The 23,536-nt window shown below is 74.5% G+C and carries 14 protein-coding genes and 1 pseudogene; 8 read left to right on the top strand and 7 right to left on the bottom strand.

The window, feature by feature from the left end:
• From AC5Y5V_RS28280 to AC5Y5V_RS28270, 3 genes and pseudogenes are all read left to right on the top strand, one after another.
• A pseudogene (locus AC5Y5V_RS28280) lies at nt 1-1,475 on the top strand (PE family protein); the annotation flags it as partial.
• 268 nt (nt 1,476-1,743) lie between these two features.
• Nucleotides 1,744-5,199, top strand: coding sequence for a carboxylic acid reductase (car, locus tag AC5Y5V_RS28275; RefSeq protein WP_499941833.1), 3,456 nt, complete (start codon nt 1,744-1,746; stop codon nt 5,197-5,199).
• Nucleotides 5,200-5,374: 175 nt separating this feature from the next.
• Nucleotides 5,375-9,163: a PE family protein gene (locus AC5Y5V_RS28270; RefSeq protein ID WP_499941831.1), complete on the top strand. Its 3,789-nt coding sequence runs from the start codon at nt 5,375-5,377 to the stop codon at nt 9,161-9,163.
• Between the two features lie 63 nt (nt 9,164-9,226).
• On the opposite strand, the gene AC5Y5V_RS28265 is transcribed toward AC5Y5V_RS28270, so the two are convergent.
• Together AC5Y5V_RS28265 and AC5Y5V_RS28260 are read right to left on the bottom strand one after the other, a co-directional pair.
• Complete coding sequence (locus tag AC5Y5V_RS28265) at nt 9,227-10,003, bottom strand: SDR family NAD(P)-dependent oxidoreductase (protein ID WP_499941829.1); 777 nt, start codon at nt 10,001-10,003, stop codon at nt 9,227-9,229.
• A gap of 99 nt (nt 10,004-10,102) precedes the next feature.
• Complete coding sequence (locus AC5Y5V_RS28260; RefSeq protein ID WP_499941827.1) at nt 10,103-10,771, bottom strand: hypothetical protein; 669 nt, start codon at nt 10,769-10,771, stop codon at nt 10,103-10,105.
• Between the two features lie 172 nt (nt 10,772-10,943).
• Here AC5Y5V_RS28260 and AC5Y5V_RS28255 point away from each other — a divergent pair, with 172 nt between their 5' ends.
• Nucleotides 10,944-11,471, top strand: coding sequence for a PE family protein (locus tag AC5Y5V_RS28255; RefSeq protein WP_499941825.1), 528 nt, complete (start codon nt 10,944-10,946; stop codon nt 11,469-11,471).
• Between the two features lie 13 nt (nt 11,472-11,484).
• Here AC5Y5V_RS28255 and AC5Y5V_RS28250 read toward each other — a convergent pair whose 3' ends face one another.
• The 4 genes from AC5Y5V_RS28250 to ruvC all read right to left on the bottom strand — a co-directional run bounded on the left by AC5Y5V_RS28250 (nt 11,485) and on the right by ruvC (nt 14,264).
• Nucleotides 11,485-11,871: a DUF1304 domain-containing protein gene (locus AC5Y5V_RS28250; RefSeq protein WP_499941823.1), complete on the bottom strand. Its 387-nt coding sequence runs from the start codon at nt 11,869-11,871 to the stop codon at nt 11,485-11,487.
• 211 nt (nt 11,872-12,082) lie between these two features.
• Nucleotides 12,083-13,126, bottom strand: coding sequence for a Holliday junction branch migration DNA helicase RuvB (ruvB, locus tag AC5Y5V_RS28245; RefSeq protein WP_499941820.1), 1,044 nt, complete (start codon nt 13,124-13,126; stop codon nt 12,083-12,085).
• Complete coding sequence (gene ruvA / locus AC5Y5V_RS28240) at nt 13,123-13,713, bottom strand: Holliday junction branch migration protein RuvA (protein WP_499941818.1); 591 nt, start codon at nt 13,711-13,713, stop codon at nt 13,123-13,125. Before ruvA ends, ruvB begins: the two co-directional genes overlap by 4 nt.
• Entirely contained in the window at nt 13,710-14,264 is a 555-nt protein-coding gene (ruvC, locus tag AC5Y5V_RS28235) for a crossover junction endodeoxyribonuclease RuvC (RefSeq protein ID WP_499941816.1), read from the bottom strand. Before ruvC ends, ruvA begins: the two co-directional genes overlap by 4 nt.
• A 123-nt stretch (nt 14,265-14,387) precedes the next feature.
• On the opposite strand from ruvC, the gene AC5Y5V_RS28230 reads away from it, so the two are divergent.
• Genes AC5Y5V_RS28230 through AC5Y5V_RS28215 form a run of 4 tightly spaced genes read left to right on the top strand, consistent with a single transcriptional unit; the run spans nt 14,388 to nt 17,496 of the window.
• Nucleotides 14,388-15,005 carry a DUF4178 domain-containing protein gene (locus AC5Y5V_RS28230; protein ID WP_499941814.1) on the top strand — a complete coding sequence of 206 codons (618 nt, stop codon included), beginning with the start codon at nt 14,388-14,390 and terminating at the stop codon, nt 15,003-15,005.
• Nucleotides 15,006-15,014: 9 nt separating this feature from the next.
• Complete coding sequence (locus AC5Y5V_RS28225; RefSeq protein ID WP_499941811.1) at nt 15,015-15,515, top strand: DUF2617 family protein; 501 nt, start codon at nt 15,015-15,017, stop codon at nt 15,513-15,515.
• Nucleotides 15,512-15,943 (top strand): DUF4247 domain-containing protein, encoded by a 432-nt coding sequence (locus tag AC5Y5V_RS28220; protein ID WP_499941808.1) that lies wholly within the window; start codon nt 15,512-15,514, stop codon nt 15,941-15,943. Before AC5Y5V_RS28225 ends, AC5Y5V_RS28220 begins: the two co-directional genes overlap by 4 nt.
• On the top strand, nt 15,940-17,496 hold the full coding sequence (locus tag AC5Y5V_RS28215) for a polyamine aminopropyltransferase (protein ID WP_499941806.1): 1,557 nt from the start codon (nt 15,940-15,942) through the stop codon (nt 17,494-17,496). The genes AC5Y5V_RS28220 and AC5Y5V_RS28215 overlap by 4 nt, the downstream gene beginning before the upstream one ends.
• Nucleotides 17,497-17,504: 8 nt before the next feature.
• On the opposite strand, the gene AC5Y5V_RS28210 is transcribed toward AC5Y5V_RS28215, so the two are convergent.
• Complete coding sequence (locus tag AC5Y5V_RS28210) at nt 17,505-23,504, bottom strand: PE family protein (protein WP_499941803.1); 6,000 nt, start codon at nt 23,502-23,504, stop codon at nt 17,505-17,507.
• Between the last annotated feature and the right edge of the window lie 32 nt (nt 23,505-23,536).

Below are 23,536 nucleotides of genomic sequence, written 5' to 3'. Positions count from 1 at the left end.
GCGGTGACGGCGGCAAGGGCGGCACCGGCGGCACCGCCGGAGCGGCGGGCAGCGGCACCGACGGCGGTGCCAGCGGCACCATCGGCACCGGCGGCAAAGGCGGCAACGGCGGCAACGGCGGGACCGGCGGCAACAACACCAACAACGGGGCCTCCGGGACCGCGCCCCTCGCCGGTAACCAGGGCGGCCAGGGTGGTGCCGGCGGCCAAGGCGGCGACGGTGGCGCCGGCGTCGGCGGGTCCGGCGGCGGCAACGGCGGCAACGGCGGCGTAGGTGGAGGCGGCGGCACCGGCAGCAACGGCGGCGACAACACCGGAAGCACCGGCGGCGCGGGAGCGGCCGGCGGCCAGGGCGGCACCGGCGGCACCGCGGGCGCAGCGGGTCTCGGCGTCAACGGCGGCACCAACGGCGGCATCGGAAGCGGTGGCACCGGCGGCCTCGGCGGCAACGGCGGCAAAGGCGGCACCGGCGTGGGCGGTTCGTCCGGGAGCGACCCCACCAACGGCGGTAAGGGCGGCACCGGCGGCACCGGGGGCACCGGCGGCACCGGCGGTGCCGGCATCGACGGGTCCGGCGGCGGTGCCGGCGGCCAGGCCGGCGTCGGCGGGACGGGTGGTGACGGCGGCACCGGCGGCGAATACACCGGCTTGGCCGCCGGCGGCGTCAGCGCGACCGGCGGTCAGGGCGGGACGGGCGGGAAGGGCGGCGCCGGCGGAGCGGCCGGCGCAGGAGGCAGCCAAGGCGGCCAAGGCGGCAAGGGCGGCGACGGCGGCAACGGCGGCTACGGAGCCCAGAACATCCGCGGAACGGCTTCTGAACTCGGGTTCTCCGGCGGCGGCGGCGGAGGCGGCGCGGGCGGCGACGGCGGCAACAGCGGCGGGGGCACCGCCGCCGGCGGCTCCGGCGGGACCGGCGGCAACGGCGGCAACGGCGGGACGGCGGTCAGTGGTGGCGCCACCGGCACCGGGGCGGGCGCCTTCGGAGGCGCCGGCGGTCGCGGCGGCGGCGGCGTCGCGGCCGCTGTCCCCGGGGTAGGCGGCAACGGGGGCGGCGGCGGCGGTGGCGGCGCAGGCGCCGCTGCCGGGGCAGGCGCCTTCGGTGGTGGTGGCGGCGGAGGCGGGGCCGCCGGCGGCCCCGGTGGCGCCGCCGGAAGCGGCGGCGCAGGCGGCAGCGCCTCCCTGGGAAACACGAACGGCATCGGCGGTGGCGGCGGCAGCGGAGCGGGCAGCCTCGCCGGCGTCGGCGGCGGCGGTGGCGGCGGCGGACGGGTGGTCAACAATGGCGGCCTCGTCGGGATCCCTGGGGGCCCGGGCGCCAACGGCAATGCCGGCGGCGACGGCGGCGCCGGGCCCTTGGGCGGATTCGGCGGCCAGAACGGTGGTGCCGGCGGAGGCGGCGGCGGCGCAGGCGGCGACGGCGGCGACGCCTACCTGTTCATCAACGGCGTTCGTGGCGGGGCCGGCGAAACCGGCTGACCCCCCGCGGCGCGGCACCGAGCCTGCGGTGCCGGCTTTGATTCTGCGGTGAGGGCGCGCCCCACTCGCACAAGTACGCCGTGAGCGCAGAGTCAATCCCCGCGTCTTCCCCGCGCGCCCCGCGGGTTCGAGTGACCGCGCGTTACGCAACTCACACCGCTGCGGTGGCACTCGTCACAGCCCTAGATAGTTACTTTTGCTAACGTTCTATTTGTCGCCGTCGTCGCGGCCCACCCGCCTCTCCCAGCCACCAAACAGAGGAACTGCCATGTCGAACAGCCGCATCGAGAACCTTTACGCCACTGACGCCCAGTTCGCCGCAGCCAAGCCCAGCGAGGCGGTCACCAAGAAAATCGAGCAGCCTGGCATCGGGCTACGGCAGATCATCCGGACCGTCATGGCGGGCTACGCCGACCGGCCGGCGCTGGGCCAGCGCGCCGTCTCGTTCGTCACCGACGCCGAGACCGGCCGCACCGTCGAGCAGCTGCGGCCCGCCTTCGAGACCATCACCTACCGCGAGTTATGGGACCGCGCAAACGCGTTCGCCAGCGCGCTGGCCGACGCCGTCCAACCCGGCGACCGCGTCGGCGTGCTGGGTTTCAGCAGCGTCGACTACACCACCATCGACATCGCACTGGCCCTGGGAGGCGCGGTATCCGTGCCGCTGCAGACCAGCGCGACGGTCGCGCAGCTGCGGCCCGTCGTCACCGAGACCGAGCCGGCGCTGATCGCCGCGAGCATCGACCACTTCGCCACCGCCGTCGAGCTGGTGCTCAGCGGTCACGCGGCCGGCCCGGTCCAAAGACTTCTTGCGTTCGACTACCACCCCGAGGTCGACGCGCACCGCGACGCCCTCGAAGGCGCCCGCCAGCGCCTGGCCGACACCGCCGTCGTCGTCGAAACCCTCGCCGACGCGCTCGAACGCGGCCAGGGCCGGCCCGCCGTCGGGACCGCCGAAGCCGACGACGACGCACTGGCCCTGTTGATCTACACCTCCGGCAGCACCGGCGCCCCCAAGGGCGCCATGTACCCGGCGAGCAGGCTCGTCAACTTCTGGCGGCAGTCCAGCTCCTGGTTCGGAGCCGGCGGGCACCCCTCGCTCACGCTGAACTTCATGCCGATGAGCCACGTCATGGGCCGTCAGGTGCTGTTCGGGACGCTGTGCAGCGGCGGCACTGCGTACTTCGTGGCCAAGAGCGATCTTTCGACGCTGTTGGAGGACCTCGCGCTGGTGCGGCCCACCGAGCTGAACTTCGTGCCGCGCGTCTGGGACATGCTGTTCGAGCGTTTCCAGAGCGAGCTGGACCGTCGCTCGTCGGAAGACCCCGACACGGTGACGGCCGAACTGCGCCGCGAGCTGCTGGGCGACAGGTTCGTCGGGGCGCTGACGGGCTCGGCGCCGATCTCCGACGAGAGGAAAGCCTGGGTCGAATCGCTGCTGGGGCTCCATCTGGTCGACGGTTACGGCTCCACCGAGGCCGGCAGCATACTGATCGACGACCGCATCAAGCGACCCGCGGTGATCGACTACAAGCTCGTCGACGTGCCCGAGCTGGGCTACTTCCACACCGACCGGCCACACCCGCGGGGTGAGCTCCTGGTCAAGACGCGCAGCCTGTTCCCCGGTTACTACAAGCGGCCGGATATCACCGCGAGCGTGTTCGACGAGGACGGCTTCTACCGCACCGGAGATGTGATGGCCGAGGTCGGCCCCGAGACGCTCGTCTACCTGGACCGCCGCAACAACGTGCTCAAGCTGTCACAGGGCGAGTTCGTCACCGTGTCCAAGCTGGAAGCGGTGTTCGGCGACAGCCCACTGGTCCGTCAGATCTACGTCTACGGCAACAGCGCCCGCCCCTACCTATTGGCCGTTGTGGTGCCGACTGTGGTGCCGACCGACGCGAACGCGTCGAAGTCTGCGATCGCCGAGTCGTTGCAGGATGTCGCCCGGGCGGCCGGGCTGCAGTCTTATGAGATCCCGCGCGACTTCCTGATCGAGACCACGCCGTTCAGCCTGGAGAACGGCCTGCTCACCGGCGTTCGCAAGCTGGCCCGACCGCAGCTGAAGGCCCACTACGGCGACCGGCTGGAACAGCTCTACGCCGACCTGGCCGCCGGCCAGGCCGACGAGCTGCGGGCCCTGCGCAGCAGCGGACCCGACGCGCCGGTGCTGCCGACGCTCCAGCGCGCGGCCGGTGCCATGTTGAGCGTTGACGCCCGTCCCGACGCGCACTTCACCGACCTGGGCGGCGACTCGCTGTCGGCGCTGTCGTTCGCCGACCTCCTGCGCGAGGTCTTCGACGTCGACGTGCCGGTAGGCGTCATCGTCAGCCCGGCCAATGACCTGGCGGCGCTCGCGGCCTACATCGAGGGCGAGCGGGGCGGCTCTCGGCGCCCGACGTTCGCTTCCGTTCACGGAGCGGGGCAAGGTCGGGAGGTGGTCGAGGTGCACGCCAGCGACCTGACCCTGGACAAGTTCATCGACGCCGACACCCTGGCCGGCGCCGCCGCGCTGCCCGGCCCCAGCGAGCGGGTGCGCACCGTGCTGCTGACCGGGGCCACCGGCTTCCTGGGCCGCTACCTGGCGCTGGACTGGCTAGAGCGGATGAGCCTGGCCGACGGCACGGTGATCTGCCTGGTCCGCGGCAAATCGGATGAGGACGCACGCGCGCGGCTGGACAAGACGTTCGATAGCGGCGACCCGACGCTGCTGACGCACTACCGCGCGCTGTCCGGGCACCTCGAGGTGCTCGCCGGCGACAAGGGCGAGGCCGACCTCGGCCTGGACCCGCAGACGTGGCGGCGCCTCGCCGAGACCGTCGACGTGATCGTCGACCCCGCGGCCCTGGTCAACCACGTGCTGCCGTACAACCAGCTGTTCGGCCCCAACGTGCTGGGCACCGCGGAGCTGGTCCGCCTCGCACTCACCGGTAGGCAGAAGCCGTTCACCTACACCTCGACGATCGCGGTCGGCGGCGGGATCCCGCCGGCGCAGTTCGACGAGGACGGCGACATCCGCGTCGTCAGCGCGACCCGCACGATCGACGACGGATACGCCAACGGCTACGCGAACAGCAAGTGGGCCGGCGAGGTTTTGCTGCGCGAGGCCCACGACCTGTGCGGCCTGCCGGTGACCGTCTTCCGCTGCGACATGATCCTGGCCGACACCACCTGGGCGGGTCAGCTCAACGTGCCGGACATGTTCACCCGCAGCATGCTCAGCCTGGTCGCCACCGGCATCGCGCCGGGCTCGTTCTACGAGCTCTCGGCTGACGGCGGGCGGCAGCGCGCCCACTACGACGGCCTGCCCGTCGAGTTCGTCGCCGAGGCGATCGCCGCGCTGGGCGCCCGGCACGGGGACGGGTTCCAGACGTACCACGTGATGAACCCGTACGACGACGGCATCGGGATGGACGAGTTCGTCGACTGGCTGATCGGCGAGGGGTGCGCGATTCAGCGGATCGCCGACTACGGCGAGTGGCTGCGGCGGTTCGAGACGTCGCTGCGGGCGCTGCCGGATGCCCAGCGGCAGGCGTCGCTGCTGCCGTTGCTGCACAACTATCAGAAGCCGTCGGCGCCGGTGTGCGGGTCGATCGCCCCCACCGACCGGTTCCGCGCGGCGGTGCAGGACGCGAAAATCGGCCCGGACAAGGATATTCCGCACATCACCCCGGCGATCATCGCCAAGTACGTCAGCGACCTGAGGTTGCTCGGCCTGCTCTGACGTTCGCGAGCAGAGGCAGATGCCCCCATTTCCGCCGGCGCGGAATGGGGGCGCTTGCGTGTGCTGGGCATGAAACTTCCTGTGTTTGGGTGATTTCGCAATAGCCGCCCCGCGGGGCCGGTACCGTCTCTGACGCTGATTTTCATCTGGGTCGTCAGGAGGTCGGGAGGCCAAGATGTCGTCGTATGTGATCGCAGCACCGGAATTGTTGGCCGCAGCGGCCGGGGATTTGAGCGGGATCGGTGACGCGCTTCGAGCGGCGTCCGCGACGGCGGCGCCGTCGACGACGGCGATCACCCCACTTGCCGCCGACGAGGTGTCGGCGGCTGTCACGCGGTTGTTCGCCGGCTACGCGCATGACTTTCAGGCGTTGAGCGCACGAACCGCGCTATTCCACACCGGGTTTGTGCAGGCGTTGCTGGCGGGTGGGCACACGTACGCGCGCGTCGAGGCGGCCAACACCACGCCACTGCAAGCGTTGGCTGACCTGGCGGTGTTTTCCCCGATCAAGGACCTGACGGGTCGGCCGCTGGTCGGCAACGGCGCCAATAGGGCCGACGGCAGCGGGCTGGCCGGTGGCGACGGCGGCTGGCTGTTGGGCAACGGCGGCAACGGCGGGTCGGGTGCGGCCGGGCAGGCCGGCGGGGCCGGCGGGTCGGCGGGCCTGTGGGGCGCCGGCGGGGCCGGGGGTGCCGGCGGGAACGCCACCGTCGCGGGCGGCAGAGGCGGCAACGGCGGCGCGGGCGGCGCCAACGGCCTGATCGGCGGCGGCAATGGCGGTATCGGCGGCTCCGGCGGGAGCGGCGCGGCTGCCGACGCGCTGACCGGTCAGGCCGGCGGAGCCGGCGGCGACGGCGGGACCGGCGGGGCCAACAGGCAGTTGTTCTCGCTGTCCGGGACCGGCGGGGCCGGCGGCGGCGGAGGGACGGGCGGTGCCGGCGGCGTCGGTCTGACGGGCCAGAGCGGCGCCGTACCCGTTGCCGGCGACGTCGGTAGTCAGGGCGGGGCCGGCGGTAACGGCGGTGACGGCGGGGCCGGCGTCGGCGGCCATGGCGGCGGCGCGGGTGGCAGCGGCGGCACCGGCGGGGTCGGCGGTACGGGCGGCCAGGGCGGCGCCAACACCAACACCGGCGGCGCCGGCGCCGACGGCGGCAAGGGCGGTACGGGCGGTGCAGCGGGTGCGCCAGGCCACGGCACCGACGGCGGTGCCGACGGCAGCAACGGTACGGGCGGGGCCGGCGGCACCGGCGGCACCGGCGGTGGCGGCGGGACCGGCATCGACGGCGCCTCCGGCCTCACGCCCACCGCCGGCCACCAAGGCGGTCAGGGCGGTGCCGGCGGCGTGGGTGGCGACGGGGGCGCCGGCATCGGAGGCTCCGGCGGCGGCGCCGGTGGTAAGGGCGGCGTCGGCGGAACCGGGGGCACCGGCGGCCACGGCGGTACGAGCACCGACACCATCGCAGGCAGCGGCGCCGAGGGCGGCAAAGGCGGCACCGGCGGCACCGCCGGCGCGGCGGGCCAAGGCGTAGACGGCGGAAGCGCCGGCGACATCGGCACCGGCGGGGTCGGCGGACTCGGCGGCACCGGCGGTAGCGGCGGGACCGGCACCAACGGCGCGGCCGGCGCCACACCCGAGCAGGGCCACCAGGGCGGTCAGGGCGGTGCCGGCGGCGTGGGTGGCGACGGGGGCGCCGGCATCAACAACCAAGGCGGCGGCGCCGGGGGCAAAGGCGGCGTCGGCGGAACCGGGGGCACCGGCGGCCTGGGCGGCACCAACACCGGCCTCCTCGGCGGCAACGGCGCCGACGGCGGCAAAGGTGGCACCGGCGGCACCGCCGGCGCCGCGGGCCAAGGCGTAGACGGCGGAGACGCCGGCAGCAACGGCGCCGGTGGCACCGGTGGGCTCGGCGGCACCGGCGGTGGCGGCGCAACCGGCGCCAGCGGCACCTCGAACACCGCGCCCACCGCCGGCCATCAGGGCGGCCAGGGCGGCGCCGGCGGCCAAGGTGGCGACGGCGGAGCCGGCATCGACGACCAAGGCGGCGGGAACGGCGGCAGAGGCGGCGTCGGCGGAAGCGGTGGGACCGGCGGACTGGGCGGTTCCAATACCGGTGGCGGCGACGGCGCCGACGGCGGCAAGGGCGGCACCGGCGGCACCGCAGGGGCGGCGGGCGTCGCTGCAGACGGCGGGGTCGCCGGCAGCATCGGCACCGGCGGGGCGGGCGGGCTCGGCGGCACCGGCGGCACCGGCGCGACCGGCGCCACCGGCGCCAACGGCACGTCCAACACCGCGCCCACCGCGGGCCTGCAGGGCGGCCAGGGCGGTGACGGCGGCCAAGGCGGCGACGGCGGCGCCGGCATCAACCACCAAGGCGGCGGCACCGGTGGCCGAGGCGGCAGCGGCGGAAGCGGCGGCGTCGGCGGAACGGGCGGTTCAGGCACAAGCGCCGTCGCCGGCGCCGACGGCGGCAAAGGCGGCACCGGAGGCACCGCCGGCGCCGCGGGCCAAGGCGTAGACGGCGGCACCGGAGGCGGCATCGGCGTCGGCGGCACCGGAGGCCAAGGGGGCACCGGCGGAGGCGGCGCAACCGGCACCGATGGCGACTCCGGCACCGCGCCCACCATCGGCCATCCGGGTGGCCAGGCCGGCGGCGGCGGCCAGGGCGGAGACGGCGGCGCCGGCATCGGTGGCTCCGGCGGCGGCAACGGCGGCAACGGCGGCGTCGGCGGCACCGGCGGCGTCGGCGGACATGGGGGCGACAACACCGGAGGCAACGGCGGGGCGGGAGCGGCCGGCGGCGACGGCGGCACCGGCGGAACCGCCGGCTTGGCCGGAAAGGGCACCGCGGGCGGCACCGACGGCAGCATCGGCGCCGGTGGCGCCGGAGGCCAGGGCGGCACCGGCGGAGGCGGTGCCACCGGGACGGCCGGCGCCTCCTCGAACACACCCACCGCGGGCGGCCAGGGCGGGACCGGCGGGGCCGGCGGAAAAGGCGGCGCGGGCGGCGCCGGCATCGACGGCGTCGGCGGCGGCGCCGGCGGCCAGGGCGGCACCGGCGGCTCCGGCGGGGGTGGCGGAGTAGGCGGCACCAACACCAGCTTGAACACCCTCGGCACCACGAGCGCGACCGGCGGCCAAGGCGGCAACGGCGGCGTCGGCGGGGCCGGTGGGGCCGCAGGTGCCGGGAGCATCGTCGCCGGCCAAGGCGGTAACGGAGGTAACGGCGGCGACGGCGGTGCCGGCGGCCAGAACACCCTGAACCCCAACTACAGCCTCGGATTCGGCGGCGGAGGTGGCGGCGGCGGCCTCGGCGGCAACGGCGGTGACGGCGGCGGGGGCACCGCCGCCGGTGGCCGAGGTGGCACTGGCGGCAGCGGCGGTACCGGAGGGACATCCGCCAGCACCAACTCCGGAGCCACCGCCAGTGGGGGCTCCGGCGGTACAGGCGGTGGCGGCGGCGACGCCTTGGGCACAGTCGGCGGCACCGGAGGTGGCGGCGGAGGTGGCGGCGCCGGCGGCGCCACCAGCGGAACCCCCTCTAGTACAAAAGGCGCCGGTGCTGGCGGCGGAGGCGGAGGCGGAGGTGCCGCTGGCGGCCCCGGCGGCACCGCTGGCGACGGCGGCGCCGGCGGTGGCGCCTCGGTGTCGACCGCAACAGCCACAGGCGGTGACGGCGGCGCCGGGTCCGTCAGCGGCGCAGGCGGGCCGGGCGTCGGCGGCGGGGGCGGAGGTGGCGGAATCGCGACGACGACTACCATCTCCGGTCCCAAGGCCTTCGCCGGTAATCCGGGCACGGATGGCGTCAACGGCGGTGGCGGCGGACTCGGCCCCAACGACGGGAGCGATCAAAATAACGGCGGCTCCGGCGGGGGCGGCTCCGGCACTCCCGCCCAGGGCGGCCAAGGTGGCTACGCCGTCAACGCCGAGGCCAACGGCGAGGGCAGCGACGGCCAGTCCGGCTGACTTGCCTGCGTAAGAGCCCCCATTTCGGGCGCGAAATGGGGGCTCTTACGTCTCTTCGCCGGGTTACTTGGGTGGCATCCGGATGCCGCCGTCGACCCGGACGACCTCGGCGTTCATGTACGAGTTGGTGAGCAACTCGATGACCATCGACGCCAACTCCTCGGGCTTGCCGAGGCGGTGCGGGAACAGCACCGACTCACCGAGCTTGGCCTTGAAGGCTTCGGACGCCTCCCCTTCCCCGTAGATCGGCGTGTCGATCAGCCCCGGCGCGACGGTGTTCACCCGCACGCCGACGGCGGCGAGGTCGCGGGCCACCGGCAGCGTCATGCCGACCACACCACCCTTGGACGACGAGTACGCGGCCTGACCGATCTGACCGTCGAACGCCGCGACGCTGGTCAGGTTGACGATCGCGCCACGCTCCCCGGTTTCGGTCGGGTCGAGCCGGCTCATCGCCGTCGCCGCAAGCCGAATGCAGTCGAACGTGCCGACGAGGTTGATCGCCAACACCTTCTTGTACGCGTCCAGGTTGTGCGCCGACGAGAACTCGCCGTCCTTGCCGATCGTGCGCTGGGCCCAGCCGATGCCGGCGGAATTGACCAGGGCGCGCAACGGCCCGAGGTCGACGGCGGTGTTGACGGCGTCTTCGATCTGTTCGGTCTTGGTCACGTCGACGGTGACGAACACACCGCCGATCTCGTGCGCGAGTTCCTGTCCGCGCTCGGCCTGCAGGTCGGCGATGACGACCCTGGCACCCTTTTCGGCCAGCTTTCGGGCGGTGGCAGCACCGATGCCCGAGGCAGCGCCCGTGACGATTGCACTAGCTCCGTTGATATCCACGCGGTCAGGCTAGCGTTCCCCCGCCGAGCAGACGTAAAAGCCCCTATTTCGGGCTCGAAATACGGGCTTTTACGTCTGCTCGCCGGGGGTACCGCGGGGTTACCGAACCGCCGCCGTCTCGTGGTGACGGCGGAAGATCCGCTTCGGCTTTCCAGCGTGTGGGGGCTCGGTCTCCACCCGCGGGCGGGTGATCGCATCGGTCTGCACGTCACGCGCGGGCTCTTCCAGGCCCGAGTAGTACGGCTCGCCGGCCGGCGCGGCGGCGGGCTCGACGGCATCGACCGGGCGTACGTCGCGGGCCAAGCGCACGGCTACCCGCGCCAGCACGGCCCCGCCGAGGAAGACGATCAGCGCGCCAAGGCCAGAGAAGTACGCGACCTCGAGCACCGCGCGCTTCTGCTCGGTGTAGGCGACGGGGTCGCCGACGGAGCCCAAGTGCAGCATCGGCGCGAAGGCGGAGCCGACGATGAACCAGGCGCCCGCCAGCGTCGCCAGCCAGCCGCCGAGCATCGCGCCCGCGCGGTTCGCGGAGATGATCAGCAGCACCCCGCCCGCCACCGCGACAGTGCCGGGCAGCACTTCCAGCCAGCCGCGCGCGGCGGTCCACGCCCAGGCCTGGTCTGGCCGGTAGGCGAAGTTGAAGTACGGGCCGACGAACGGGATCAGCGCGCCCCAGGCACCCAGCAGCACCAGGATCAGTCCGGTTACCGCGCCGCGGGACCGCGGCATGCGTAGCCGGCCCGGGTGATTGCTTTCAGCGTGTTTCATGACATCTCCTCGATCGGATACCAGGCTTGGATACCCGGACCCTGTGGCGAATAACCCGCAGTCTGGCCTGTGTGACCAGTGTGTTTAGTGAGGCTATTGGGGCTAGAGTTTCAGCAAAAGCAGTGGACGACTACTGAGCCCGGCCCTACGGTCCTTGGCGACGCTTCGTTACATGTCCAATGTGATAGCCACGCCGGACGCCATGACGGCGACGGCGACGGATTTGGCGGCCATCAGTTCGACGCTGGACGAGGCCCACCGGGCCGCGGCCCCACTGACCCTCGCGGTGCTGCCCGCCGCGGCCGACGAGGTGTCGGCCACTATCGCGCGCCTCTTTTCGCAACACGCCCACGAATTTCAGGCGCTGGCCCAGAAGGCGTCGGAATTTCCGGAGCAATTTGTCCACAACGTGAAAGCCAGCGCGAGTGCTTATGCCAGCGCCGAGGACGCCATCGTCTCGTTGTTGCAGGCGCTGAACAGGGGCGTGAAAGCGGTCGCGAACGTCGTCGAGGCCCCTTTCTTTGCCGCGGTCGCATTACTCTTTCAAGGGCTGGCGCCGGTGGATACGAGCGGGCTATTCAGGCTCCTGACCCTCTTTATTCTTGCGCCGATATTGCTGCTTCCCGTCGCGGCCCCATTTCTCGTGGCCACGTTGATTATCGACAGGCTGATTGAATTGCTGGGCGGGGTGCCCGCGTAATCGGTGAAGAGCGTTACGACACCAGGCCGAGTACCACTAGCACGATCGCTATCACCGGAAACAGGCCCTGAATCAGTGCGGACCGCGCCTTGTCCCGCGCGGAGATCACCAGCACTACCGCCGCCAAAGCCATGGACCCGACGCCCGCGAAAATCAGCGCGGCACCGACGGCCTTGTGCCCCGTGGCAACCGCGGCGACGCCGATTCCGGTGACGATCGCCAGGAACAGGTTGTAATAGCCCTGGTTGAGCGCGAGCAGCTTGGTGGTCTCGGCTTCCTCGGGCGTGGTGCCGAATGTCGCGCGGGTGCGCGGCGACGTCCATGTCAGCGACTCCATCGTCCAGATGTACACGTGCAGGACCGCGGCGAGTCCGGCGAATATCAATCCTGCGATGAGCATGCTGCCTCCCAGTCGCGCGATCGCCAGACGCTGACCGCATTGTCGACGAGCGTAACGGGGCTGCGAAATTCCGCCTCGGAAATCGCAATGCCGTCACGCTCGCGGCGCCCGACCCGCGTCGCTACTCGTCGGAAGCCGCGACCGACCGAGCCCCTCGCTGACGCATTAACCGCTCACTGCCGCCGCGCCGATTGCCTTGCCCCCATACCGCCTAATCGAACAGCCCTGGCTGGCCGGGCCCCATCACCCCGGCCGGCGGGATCATGCCGAGGTGCTTCCATGCCTGCGCGGTGGCCACCCTTCCACGAGGAGTGCGGGCGACCATGCCGGCCCGCACCAGGAACGGCTCGCACACCTCCTCGACGGTCGCGGCCTCCTCCCCGACCGCCACCGCCAGCGTCGACACCCCGACGGGCCCGCCGCCGAAGCTCCGCGTCAACGCCGACAAGACGGCCCGGTCAAGCCGGTCCAGGCCCAGCTCGTCGACGTCGTAAACGGCCAGCGCGGACTTGGCGACATCGCGGGTGATCACGCCGTCGGCGCGCACCTCGGCGTAGTCGCGGACCCGGCGCAGTAGCCGGTTGGCGATCCGCGGCGTCCCGCGGGAGCGCCGCGCGATCTCCGCGCCGGCCTCCGCACCCAGCTCGATGCCCAGGATTCCGGCGGAGCGGGCCAGCACCCGCTCCAGTTCGGCGGGCTCGTAGAAGTCCATGTGCGCGGTGAACCCGAACCGGTCGCGCAGCGGGCCCGTCAAAGCGCCGGACCGGGTGGTGGCGCCGACCAGCGTGAACGGCGCGACCTCGAGCGGAATCGACGTGGCGCCGGGCCCCTTGCCGACGACGACGTCGACGCGGAAGTCCTCCATCGCGAGGTAGAGCATCTCCTCGGCGGGCCGGGCGATGCGGTGGATCTCGTCGATGAACAGCACGTCGTGCTCGACGAGGTTGGACAGCATCGCGGCCAGGTCCCCGGCGCGCTCGAGCGCGGGCCCCGACGTCACCCGCAACGACGAGCCCAGCTCGGCGGCGATGATCATCGCCAGCGACGTCTTGCCCAGCCCCGGCGGACCGGACAGCAGGATGTGATCCGGTGTGCCGCCGCGGTTCTTGGCGCCCTCGATGACCAGCTGCAGCTGTTCGCGCACGCGCGGCTGGCCGATGAACTCCCGCAGCGAGCGGGGCCGCAGGCTGCCGTCGATGTCGCCCTCGCCGACGGTCAGCGCCGGGCTGACCTCGCGCTCGTCGGGGTCCATCATCGCGACTTGCCCAGCATTGACAGGGCTGCGCGCAGCGCGCTCGACGTCGAGGCGTCATGATCCGACGCCAGCACCTTGTCGGTGGCCTCCTCGGCCTGTTTGGCCGCAAAACCCAGCCCGACCAGGGCTTCCACCACCGGGCTGCGCACGGCATTGCCGTTGACCAGCGGCGCCGCCCCGCCCGTCACCACCCCGACCTTGTCGCGCAACTCCACCACCATGCGCTCGGCGCCGCGCTTGCCGATGCCGGGCACCCGGGTCAGCGCGGCGACGTCGCCGTCGCCCAGCGCCTGCCGCAGTGCCGTCACGTCGTGCACCGCCAGCGTCGCCATGGCGAGCCGGGGGCCGACGCCGGTGACGGACAGCAGCGTCAGGAACAGGTCGCGGGTCTCGCGGTCGCCGAACCCGTACAGCGTCTGCGAGTCCTCCCGCACGATCATCGCCGTGACCAGCCGCGCCTCGGTCCCCTGCCGCAGCGTCGCCAGCGTCGACGGCGTCGCATTCACCCGGTAGCCCACGCCGCCGGCCTCGATCACCACATGGTCGAGCGCCACCTCGAGCACCTCGCCGCGCACCGAGGCGATCATCGGGCGGCCTTCAGCTTGGTCAGGTAGGCGTGCCGCTGGCGCGCGGCCAGCGCCTCGGCCTCGGCCATCCGGGCCAGCATCGGCGCCCGCCAGCAGTGGCAGATGGCCAGGGCCAGCGCGTCCGCCGCGTCGGCCGGCGTCGGCTTGGCCTGCAGCGCAAGGATTTTGGTGACCATCGCGGTGACCTGCGCCTTGTCGGCCGAGCCGTTGCCGGTGACCGCGGCCTTGACCTCGCTGGGCGTGTGGAAGTGCACGTCGATGCCGCGCTTGGCCGCCGCCAGGGCGATCACGCCGCCGGCCTGCGCGGTGCCCATCACCGTCGACACGTTGTGCTGCGAAAACACCCGCTCGACGGCCAGCACGTCGGGACAGTGCGTATCCAGCCAGTGTTCGACGGCGTCGCTGATGGCCAGCAGCCGCTTGGCCAGCGGCACGTCCGACGGCGTGCGCACCACGTCGACATCCAGCGCGACGACATGGCGCCCGCGGCCGCTTTCGACGACGGACAACCCGCACCGCGTCAGCCCGGGATCGACGCCCATCACGCGCATCGCATGCTCCCCAACTAGTACGAACAACTGTTCGAGAGCCTAGCCGCCGGGACCGACAACTCTGGGTAGGGACACGCCACCGATCGCTGCTGTTACGTTATGCCCACGACGAGAGGGCATTGAGTGGGACCACAGCTGATCGTGATCGCGGTGGCGCTGTTCATCGTATCGATTCTGGTTCTGATCTACGCTCTCAAAAAGCCCAAGACGCCCAAGGCCGGCCCCCACCAGGACCCGCTGGCGTTCAATGCCTCGCTTTTCGCTCCGCAATTCGGGCCGCGGCAACTCGGGCCCGGTGCGATCGTCAGCCACGGCGGCATCGACTACGTGGTGCGCGGGTCGGTCACCTACCGCCAGGGCCCGTTCGTGTGGTGGGAGCACCTAATCGAGGGCGGCGACCAGCCCCTGTGGCTGAGCGTCGAGGACGACGACGGGCGGCTCGAGCTGGCAATGTGGGTCACCCGCAAGGACCTGTCCACGCTGCAGCCCGGCGGCGAGCACGTGGTCGACGGCGTGACGTTCCGCGAGATCGAGCACGGTCGCGCCGGCTACACCACCGAAGGCACGACGGGCCTGCCGGCCGGCGGTGAGATGGACTTCGTGGATTACGCCAACGCCGACGAGACCGCCCTGCTGTCCTTCGAGCGCTGGGCACCCGGCATGCCGTGGGAGGTATCCACGGGCAGGTCGGTGCTGACCGGCGAGCTCACCGTGTACCCCGCACCCCCGCCCGCGGGATAGGGGCCGCCGGTGCCGCTCCATCAGCTCGCCGTGGCTCCGGCGGACGTACGCGGGGACAGGCTCAGCCTCGCGCTCAACGCCCCCGCGCCGCGGCCGTTGGCCAGCCACCGACTGGATCATCCCGACGGCGGCCGCGCCCTGCTGCTCGGGGTCCTCGGCGCGTCGCATGTGGTGGTGATCGGCCAGCCGGAACCCCTGTTCTCCGAACAGGTTTCGTGCACCGGCAGCGACGGCAGCCTGCCCGAACAGACCGGCGCCCCCGGCTACACCCTGCGGTCCGGCACCGACATGCACGACGAGCCGACGTTCCGCCGACTGGCCGCCGACCTGCGCCAACGCTGCGCGGCCGAAACCGGTTGGCTCGGCGGCGTTTTCCCCGGCGACGAGGCCGCCCTGACCGCGCTGGCCGCCGAGCCCGACGGCGCCGGTTGGCGCTGGCAGACCTGGCATCTCTACCCAAGCCCGGCCGGCGGCACCGTCGTCCGTACCGCCAGCCGATGGCAGCCATGAGCCGCAATCGCCTGCTGCTGATCGCCGCAGGCCTGGCCGTCGCCGCCACCGTGTCGCTGGTCTTCGGAATTGTGTTGTCGCAGCGCAACATCGGCACCTACATCGCGTCGCACTACCACGAATACGCCCGCGACGCGAACGCCACCCGCTACGTCTGCACCGGATCGCCCGCGCAGGTCGCCAGCACGCTGGTCCGTTACCTGGCCCCCGAGACGCGTGCGAACAACGGCGACACCCACTACCTGCGTTACGCCAACAAGATCGTGATCGTCGGCCCGGACGGCGCCTACCCGTGCAGCATCCGCGTCGAAAGCCTGAGCGCCGGCTACAGCCATGGCGCGTACGTGTTCCTGGGCCCCGGGTTCACGCCGGGGTCGCCGTCGGGCGGGTCGGGCGGCCGGCCCGGGGGTCCGGGCGGAACCAAGTGACCGAGCAGCCGTCCCGGTGGTGGCGGGTGGTGCTGCTGGCGGCGGTCGCGGCGTGCGCGGCCTGCGGCATCGTCTACGAACTCGCGCTGCTCACCTTGTCGGCGAGCCTCAACGGCGGCGGCATCGTCGCGACCTCGCTGATCGTGGCCGGCTACATTGCTGCGCTGGGTGCCGGTGCGCTGCTGGTCAAGCCGCTGCTGGGGCGCGCGGCGATCATGTTCATCGGCGTGGAGGTGCTGCTCGGCATCGTCGGGGGTCTGTCCGCGACGGCGCTGTACGTGGCGTTCGCGTTCCTGGACGCGTCCACGTGGGTGTTGGCGATCAGCACGGCGCTGATCGGCGGCCTGGTCGGCGCCGAGGTGCCGCTGCTGATGACGCTGCTGCAAACGGCGCGGCCCCCGGGCAAGGACGCGCCCGCCGACACCGGCCGCACGCTGGCCGACCTCACCGCCGCCGACTACCTGGGCGCGCTGGTCGGCGGCCTGTCCTGGCCGTTTCTGCTGCTGCCACAGCTGGGCATGATCCGTGGCGCGGCGGTCACCGGCGTCGTCAACCTGGTGGCGGCCGGGACGGTGGCCGTGTTCCTGCTGCGCCGCACCGTCCGCGCGCGGCAGCTGGCGACGGCGCTGTGCGCGCTGACCGCCGCGCTCGGGCTGCTGCTCGCGCTGCTGGCGGCCGCCGAGGGCATCGAGACGACCAGCCGCCAGCGGCTCTACGCCGACCCGATCGTCGCCTACCGGCACACGCCCTACCAGGAGATCGTGGTGACCCGACGCGGCAACGACACCCGGCTCTACCTGGACGGGGGCCTGCAGTTCTCCACCCGCGACGAGTACCGCTACACCGAAAGCCTGGTCTACCCGGCGCTGCGTAACGGCGCCCGGTCGGTGCTGGTGCTCGGCGGCGGCGACGGCCTGGCCGCCCGCGAACTGCTGCGCCAGCCCGGCGTCGAGCGGATCGTGCAGGTGGAGCTCGACCCCGCCGTCATCGAGATCGCGCGCACCACCCTGCGCGACGCCAACGCGGGCGCGCTGGACAATCCGCGGGTGCGCGTGGTCATCGACGATGCGATGGGCTGGCTGCGGGTCCCCCATCCCGACCTGCGGCCGCCCGGTGGGTTCGACGCGGTGATCGTCGACCTGCCCGATCCCGACACGCCGGTGCTGGGCCGGCTGTACTCGACCGAGTTCTACGCGCTGATCGCCCACGCGCTGACGCCCGACGGGCTGATGGTGGTCCAGGCGGGCAGCCCGTTCTCGACGCCGACGGCGTACTGGCGCACCATCTCGACCGTCCAGTCGGCCGGATATGCCGTCACGCCGTACCACGTGCACGTGCCGACGTTCGGTGACTGGGGGTTCTCGCTGGCCCGCCGCGGCGGCATCGCCCCGACGCCCACGCTGCCCGGCGCCGCCCCGCCGCTGCGCTACCTCGACCAGCGGGTGCTGGATGCCGCGACCGTGTTTTCCGACGACGTCCGGCCGCGCCCGATGGCGCCCTCGACGCTGGAGCACCCGCGCATCGTCGACGACATGCGCCGCGGGTACGACTAGGCGCCCGTCTAGCCGCCGCCGCTGCCGCCGATACCGCCGGCGCCGCCGGTGCCGGGCGTGGTTCCCGACGGCGGGTTACCGCCGTTGCCGAAGCCGCCATCGCCCGGGAGGGGGAGCAAATTCGGCCCGTCGCCGCCCTTGCCGCCGTGGCCGCCCGTCCCGCCGGTGCCGCCGTTTTCGCTGCCGTCTCCGGGGCCGCCGGTGCCGCCCTGGCCGCCCTGGCCGCCGGTGGCACCGAGCCCGACCGTGCTGTTGCCGCCCATGCCGCCGTCGCCGCCGGTTCCGCCGGTGCCGGCGGGTGTCGGAACCGAACCGTCGGCCCCGCCGCCGTTGCCGCCCATGCCACCCGTGCCGCCGGCGCCGCCGGTGACGGCCGAGCCGCCGTTGCCGCCCTTTCCGCCCTGGCCGCCGTTGGCGCCGATATCGACGGTGCTGCCGCCGGTACCACCGGTCCCGCCGACACCGCCGGTCCCGCCCGAACCGGTGATGATGCTGCCGTCGCCGCCGTCGCCACCGTTACCGCCTTGGCCGGGCGTCCCACCCGTGCCGACGACGATGTCGCCGGCGTCGCCACCCTTGCCGCCGTTCGCGCCGTGCAGCCCTGACCCGCCGTCGCCGCCGTCGCCGCCATTGCCCGAGTTGGGGTGCGTGGAGCTGTCGGCGTCGCCGCCGTTTCCGCCGTCACCGCCGTGTGCGCCGTTGCCGGCGACGCTGCTGGTGCCGCTCGTCGGGCTGCCGGCGCCGGATCCGGCGGTGCCGCCGGATGCGCCCGCGCCACCGTTGCCGCCGTCGCCGCCGTCGCCGCCCTTGCCGGGAACGACGGTCGGGTTCGACCCGGCGTGGGTACCGGCGCCCCCGTCACCGCCGGCGGCGCCGTTGCCGGCGGTGCCGGCGTTCCCGGCGCTGCCGCCCTGGCCCACGACGCCGGCGGCGCCACCCGGGCCCGCCGTTCCGGCGGCCCCGCCGTTGCCGCCGTTGCCGCCGGCGCCCGCGTCGCCACCGTTGCCGCCCTTGCCCCCGTTGCCGCCATCGGTGCCGTTGGGGCCCAACGATGTACCCCCGACGCCACCGCCACCGCCGTCGCCGCCGTTGCCGCCGTTCGTGCCGGTGCCGCCGTTGCCGCCGCTCCCGGCGTCGCCGCCCAGGACGCCGCCGTTGCCGCCCTTGCCGCCATTGCCGCCGGAACCGCCGCTGATGCCGTCGACACCGTCGCCGCCGTCGCCGGCCGCCACCCCGACGCCGCCCGGCGTGCCGACGTCGCCGTTGTCGCCGTTGGTGCCGGCCATGCCGTTGCCGCCGGCGCCGCCTTTGCCGCCGTTGCCGTAGCCGTTGACGTTGCCGCCGTGACCGCCGTCGCCGCCGTTGCCACCGGACTGGCCTGCCACGGTCCCGTTGCCGCCCGGTCCGCCGTTGCCGCCGGTACCGCCGTTGCCGCCTGGGCCACCATCGCTGCCCTGGGCGCCGGTGCTGCCGGTCGACGAGCCCGTACCGCCGAGTCCGCCGTTACCGCCGGCGCCCGGGTCGCCGCCGTGGCCGCCGTCGCCGCCGTCGCCGGCCGCCAACGTTTCGGTGCCGTTGCCGCCCGCGCCGCCGTTGCCGCCGGTACCCGCAACGCCGCCGGTTCCGCCCTTGCCGCCGGCCCCGCCGGCGCCGTCGCTCAGCGGCACCACCGAGGTGCCGCCGTTGCCGCCGTGGCCGCCACTGCCGCCCTTGCCGCCGTCCCCGCCGTTGCCGCCGTTTTGGCCGTCAGTTCCGTCGATGGAGCCGGTCCCGCCGACACCGGCCCCGCCGAAGCCGCCGTTGCCACCGGTGCCACCGGTGCCGCCGGCGCCGCCGGCGCCGCTCTGGGTGCCGCCGTTGCCGCCCTTGCCGCCGTCGCCGCCCGTGCCGCCGATGTAGCCCGTGCCGCCGTTCGCCCCGGGTGCCGGCGGGATGCCGCCCGACGAGCCCTGGGCGCCCTGCCCGCCGGAGCCGCCCGTGCCGCCGGCGCCGCCGGCGCCGACGGTCCCGCCGTTACCGCCGTCGCCGCCCTTGCCGCCGGTGGCGGCGGTGCCGGTCGCGTTGCCGCCGTTACCGCCCCTGCCGCCGTTTCCGCCGGTCAGAGGCCTGTCACCGGTGGCCCCCACGCTGCCGTCGATGCCGCCGGTGCCGGCGCCCGCCACACCCTTGGCGCCGCCGTCGCCGCCCAGGCCCGAGTTGCCGGCGTCGCCGCCCCGGCCGCCGTCCTGAGCCACCACGCCCGTGTCGCCGTCGGCGCCGTTTCCGCCGCCGGCCCCCACGCCACCAATGCCGCCCTTGCCGCCATTGCCGCCGTTGCCCGAGTCACCGTTCGAGCCGTGCGCCGCCACACCGGCCGCTCCGCCCTGGCCGCCCGTGCCGCCGACGCCGCCCTTACCCCCGCTGCCCCCCGTCTGGCCGTTGGCGCCCGAGGCGCCGCCGTCAGCGCCCCGCGTGCCGTTTCCGCCGGTTCCGCCCTGGCCACCGGTGCCACCGACGCCGCCGTTGCCGCCGTCGCCGGACGAGGACCCGCCGGCCCCGCCCGCGCCGCCGGCGCCTCCGGTGCCGCCGATGTTGCCTTGGTTGCCGGTGCCGCCCTGGCCCGTGCCGTTCCCGCCGACGGCGCCCTGCGCGCCGTTGCCGCCCTTGCCGCCGTTGCCGCCGTCACCGACCGCGCCGGCGTCGCCGCCTTTGCCGCCGACCCCGCCGGTGGCACCGTTGGTGCCGCTCGCGTTGCCGCCGTTACCGCCGTCGCCGCCGTTGCCGCCGGTGCTCGGCAGGGCCCCGGTCGCCCCTTGGGCGCCATGGGTGTGGTTGTCACCGGACAAACCACCCGCACCGCCCGTTCCGCGGGTGCCGGGGTCGCCGCCCTTGCCGCCGGCGCCGCCGACAGGGTTGGTGCTGCCGCTGAGGGCGGCGGCACCGTCGCCGCCGTTGCCGCCGGCCCCGGCGGTGCCGCCCGTGCCGCCGGTGCCGCCATCGCCGACCGCGCCCGCGGTGCCGTGGCCGGTCGTGAAGCCGCCGCCGGTGCCGCCTTTGCCGCCCCCGCCGCCGGTGCCACCCGCGCCGCCGAGGCCGCCCGGGTTGCCGTTCGCGCCGAAGCCGATGCCGTCCGAACCGTTGCCGCCGGCCCCGCCGGTGCCGCCCGTGCCGCCGGTGCCACCGGCCCCGCCCTTGCCGCCGTTGCCGGAGGTGATGCCACCCCGGCCGCCGTCGCCGCCGTTGCCGCCCACGCCGCCGGTGAAGGCGTCGCCGCCCTTGGCGCCGGGGGCGGTCGCGGCGATGCCGTCCGCACCCTTGGCGCCCTGGCCGCCGTCGCCGCCGTTGCCGCCGTTGCCGACGTTGCCGCCGTTGCCGCCGTTGCCGCCGTTGCCGCCGACGGTGCCGACGCTGACGGAGGCCGCGCCGGTGCCGCCGTCACCGCCGTTGCCGCCGCTGGTCAGGGTGACGCCGTTGGCGCCGCGAGCGCCGTCGGTCCCGCCGCTGCCGGTGAAGCCCTTGATGCCGCCGGCGCCGCCCGTCCCGCCGCTGCCGACGTTGCCGCCGTTGCCGCCGCTGCCGGCAGTGGTGATGCCGTTGGTGTCGCCGTCGGCGCCCCTTCCGCCGTCGCTGGCGGCCCCGCCGTCGCCGCCCTTGCCGCCGGCCCCACCATCGCCGGCCACGCCCTGGGTGCCGTGAGCCGCCGAACCACCGGACCCACCCGTACCGCCGGTGCCGCCGCCCCCGCCCTTGCCGCCGCTGCCGCCGTTCTGGCCTGACTCGCCCGCATTGGTGCCGGCGACGCCGGCTTTACCGTCGCCGCCGCTGCCGCCGTCGCCGCCCTTGCCGCCCTGGCCGCCGTTTCCGCCGTTGCCCGAGGTGCTGCCGCCGGATCCGCCCGCGCCGCCGGCGCCGCCGGGGGTGCCGTCGGTGCCGTCGATGCCGTTGTGCCCGGCGTCGGTGGCCGCGGCGCCGTCGACGCCGTCCAGGCCGTTGCCGCCGTCGCCGCCGTGCCCGCCGTTGCCGACGCGCCCGCCGTTGCCGCCCACGCCCCCCGTGCCGGCGCGGTCGCCCGTGGCCAGGGCGTCCGCACCCCGGCCGCCGTCGCCGCCGTTGCCGCCGCTGGTGGGCTGGGTGCCCGTTGTGCCGCGCAGGCCGTTGGTGCCGTGGCTACCGCCGGCCAGGCCGCCGCCACCGCCGGCCCCGCCGGTGCCGGGGTTGCCGCCCTGCCCGCCCGCCCCGCCCCGGGTCGTCTCGACGTCGGCGCCCTCCTGGCCGGCGCCGCCCTTGCCCCCGTCGCCGGGGGTTCCGCCCGTGCCGCCGTCGCCGCCCTTGCCGCCGTCGCCGTCGACGCCGGAGGCGCCGTGCAGCGCGGTACCGCCGGTCCCGCCCTTGCCGCCGGTGCCACCCGAGCCACCATTGCCGCCGCTACCGCCGGTTCCGCCGTCGGCGTTGGTGAGGGTTTGGCTTTGGCCGTTCTGGCCCGCGCCGCCGTTGCCGCCGGTGCCGCCGACGCCGCCGCTGCCGCCGTCGCCGCCGTGGCCGGAGAGGGATCCGCCCTTGCCGCCGTTACCGCCGTTGCCGCCGTTGGTGCCGTCGGTGCCGTCGACGCCGGACGCGCCGGCGCCGACGCCGGCATTGCCGTTGCCGCCGGCCATGCCGGCGCCGCCCTGCCCGCCCTTGCCGCCGTTACCGACCGTCCCTGCGTCACCGCCGACGCCGCCGTCGCCGGCGACGCCGCCGGACGCGGCGCTGGCATCGAATCCCTTGCCACCGGCGCCACCGTTGCCGCCGGTGGTCGGCGCGGCGCCGGCCACACCCGTGGCGCCGGGGGTGCCGCCCGGGGCACCCGCCGCGCCGCCGGCACCGCCCGCACCGCCCGCGCCGGCGTCGCCGCCGGTGCCGCCGTTGCCGCCGTTGACGACGCTCGCATCGCCCGCGTGCCCGGCGCCGCCGCTACCCGCGATACCGCCGGTGCCACCCGCGCCGCCGGCACCGCCCGCGCCCGCGGCGCCCGCGGTTCCGTTGGCCGCCGTGCCACCGACGCCGCCGGCGCCGCCCTGGCCGCCGTTGCCGCCGACTCCACCGTTGCTGCCGTTGTCGCCGTTCCCGCCGGCCGCCGTTGCGGCGGCACCGCTGGCGCCGGTGCCGCCGGACCCGCCCGTGCCACCGACTCCCCCGGCCCCACCGGCCCCGCCGTTGCCGGACACGGAGCCGCCGGCCCCGCCGGCGCCGCCATTCCCGCCGAGTCCACCGTTGGTGCCGTTGCCGCCCACGCCGGTGGAGTTGTCGGTGCCCGCGGTCCCGTCGACGCCGGCGCCGCCGACACCGCCCTTACCGCCGTCGCCCATCATCCCGGCCGCGCCCCCGGCGCCGCCCATGCCACCGGCACCGGCAGCGGTACCGCCGCCCCCGGCTCCGCCGGCCCCGCCATTGCCGTAGAGCGTGCCGCCCGCACCACCCTTGCCGCCGACGCCGCCGTCGGCTGAACCGCTGCCCGCGCCGCCCGCGCCGCCGCTGCCGCCGCTGCCGAGCAGCCCGGCCGCCCCGCCCGCGCCGCCCGCCTGGCCGGCTTGGCCGAGCGTGCCGTCCGCCCCGGATCCGCCCTTGCCGCCGTTGCCGGCGATCCAACCCCCGTCGCCGCCCACCCCACCGGTGCCGTCCACACCGTCGGCGCCGTTGCCGAACAGCGGGCGCCCGGTGAGCAACTTCCACGGCGAGAACACGGCCAGGGCGTCCAGCGGCGAGGTGTTGGCCACCTCGGTGGCCGCATACGATCCCGCGGCGGTGCTCAAAGACTGCACAAATTGCTCGTGAAAGGTCCTGACCTGCGAGCTGAGGGCCTGGTACTCCTGCGCGTGGGTGCCGAACAGCGCCGCGATGGCCGCCGACACCTCATCCTCGGCCGCGGCGAGCAGGTTGATGGTCGGAGCCGCCGCCGCAGAGTTGGCCGCGCTCACCGCGGAGCCGATGCTCTGCAGGTTTGTTGCCGCTGACGCCATCAGTTCAGGCGCAGCCAACACAAACGACATCCATACCTCCCGCGTGGCCAACTACAGCCCAG

This window comes from Mycobacterium sp. NGS68 (assembly GCF_059812195.1).
The sequence above is the reverse complement of the archived record's forward strand: the minus strand, read 5'-3'. Positions and strand labels throughout refer to the sequence as shown.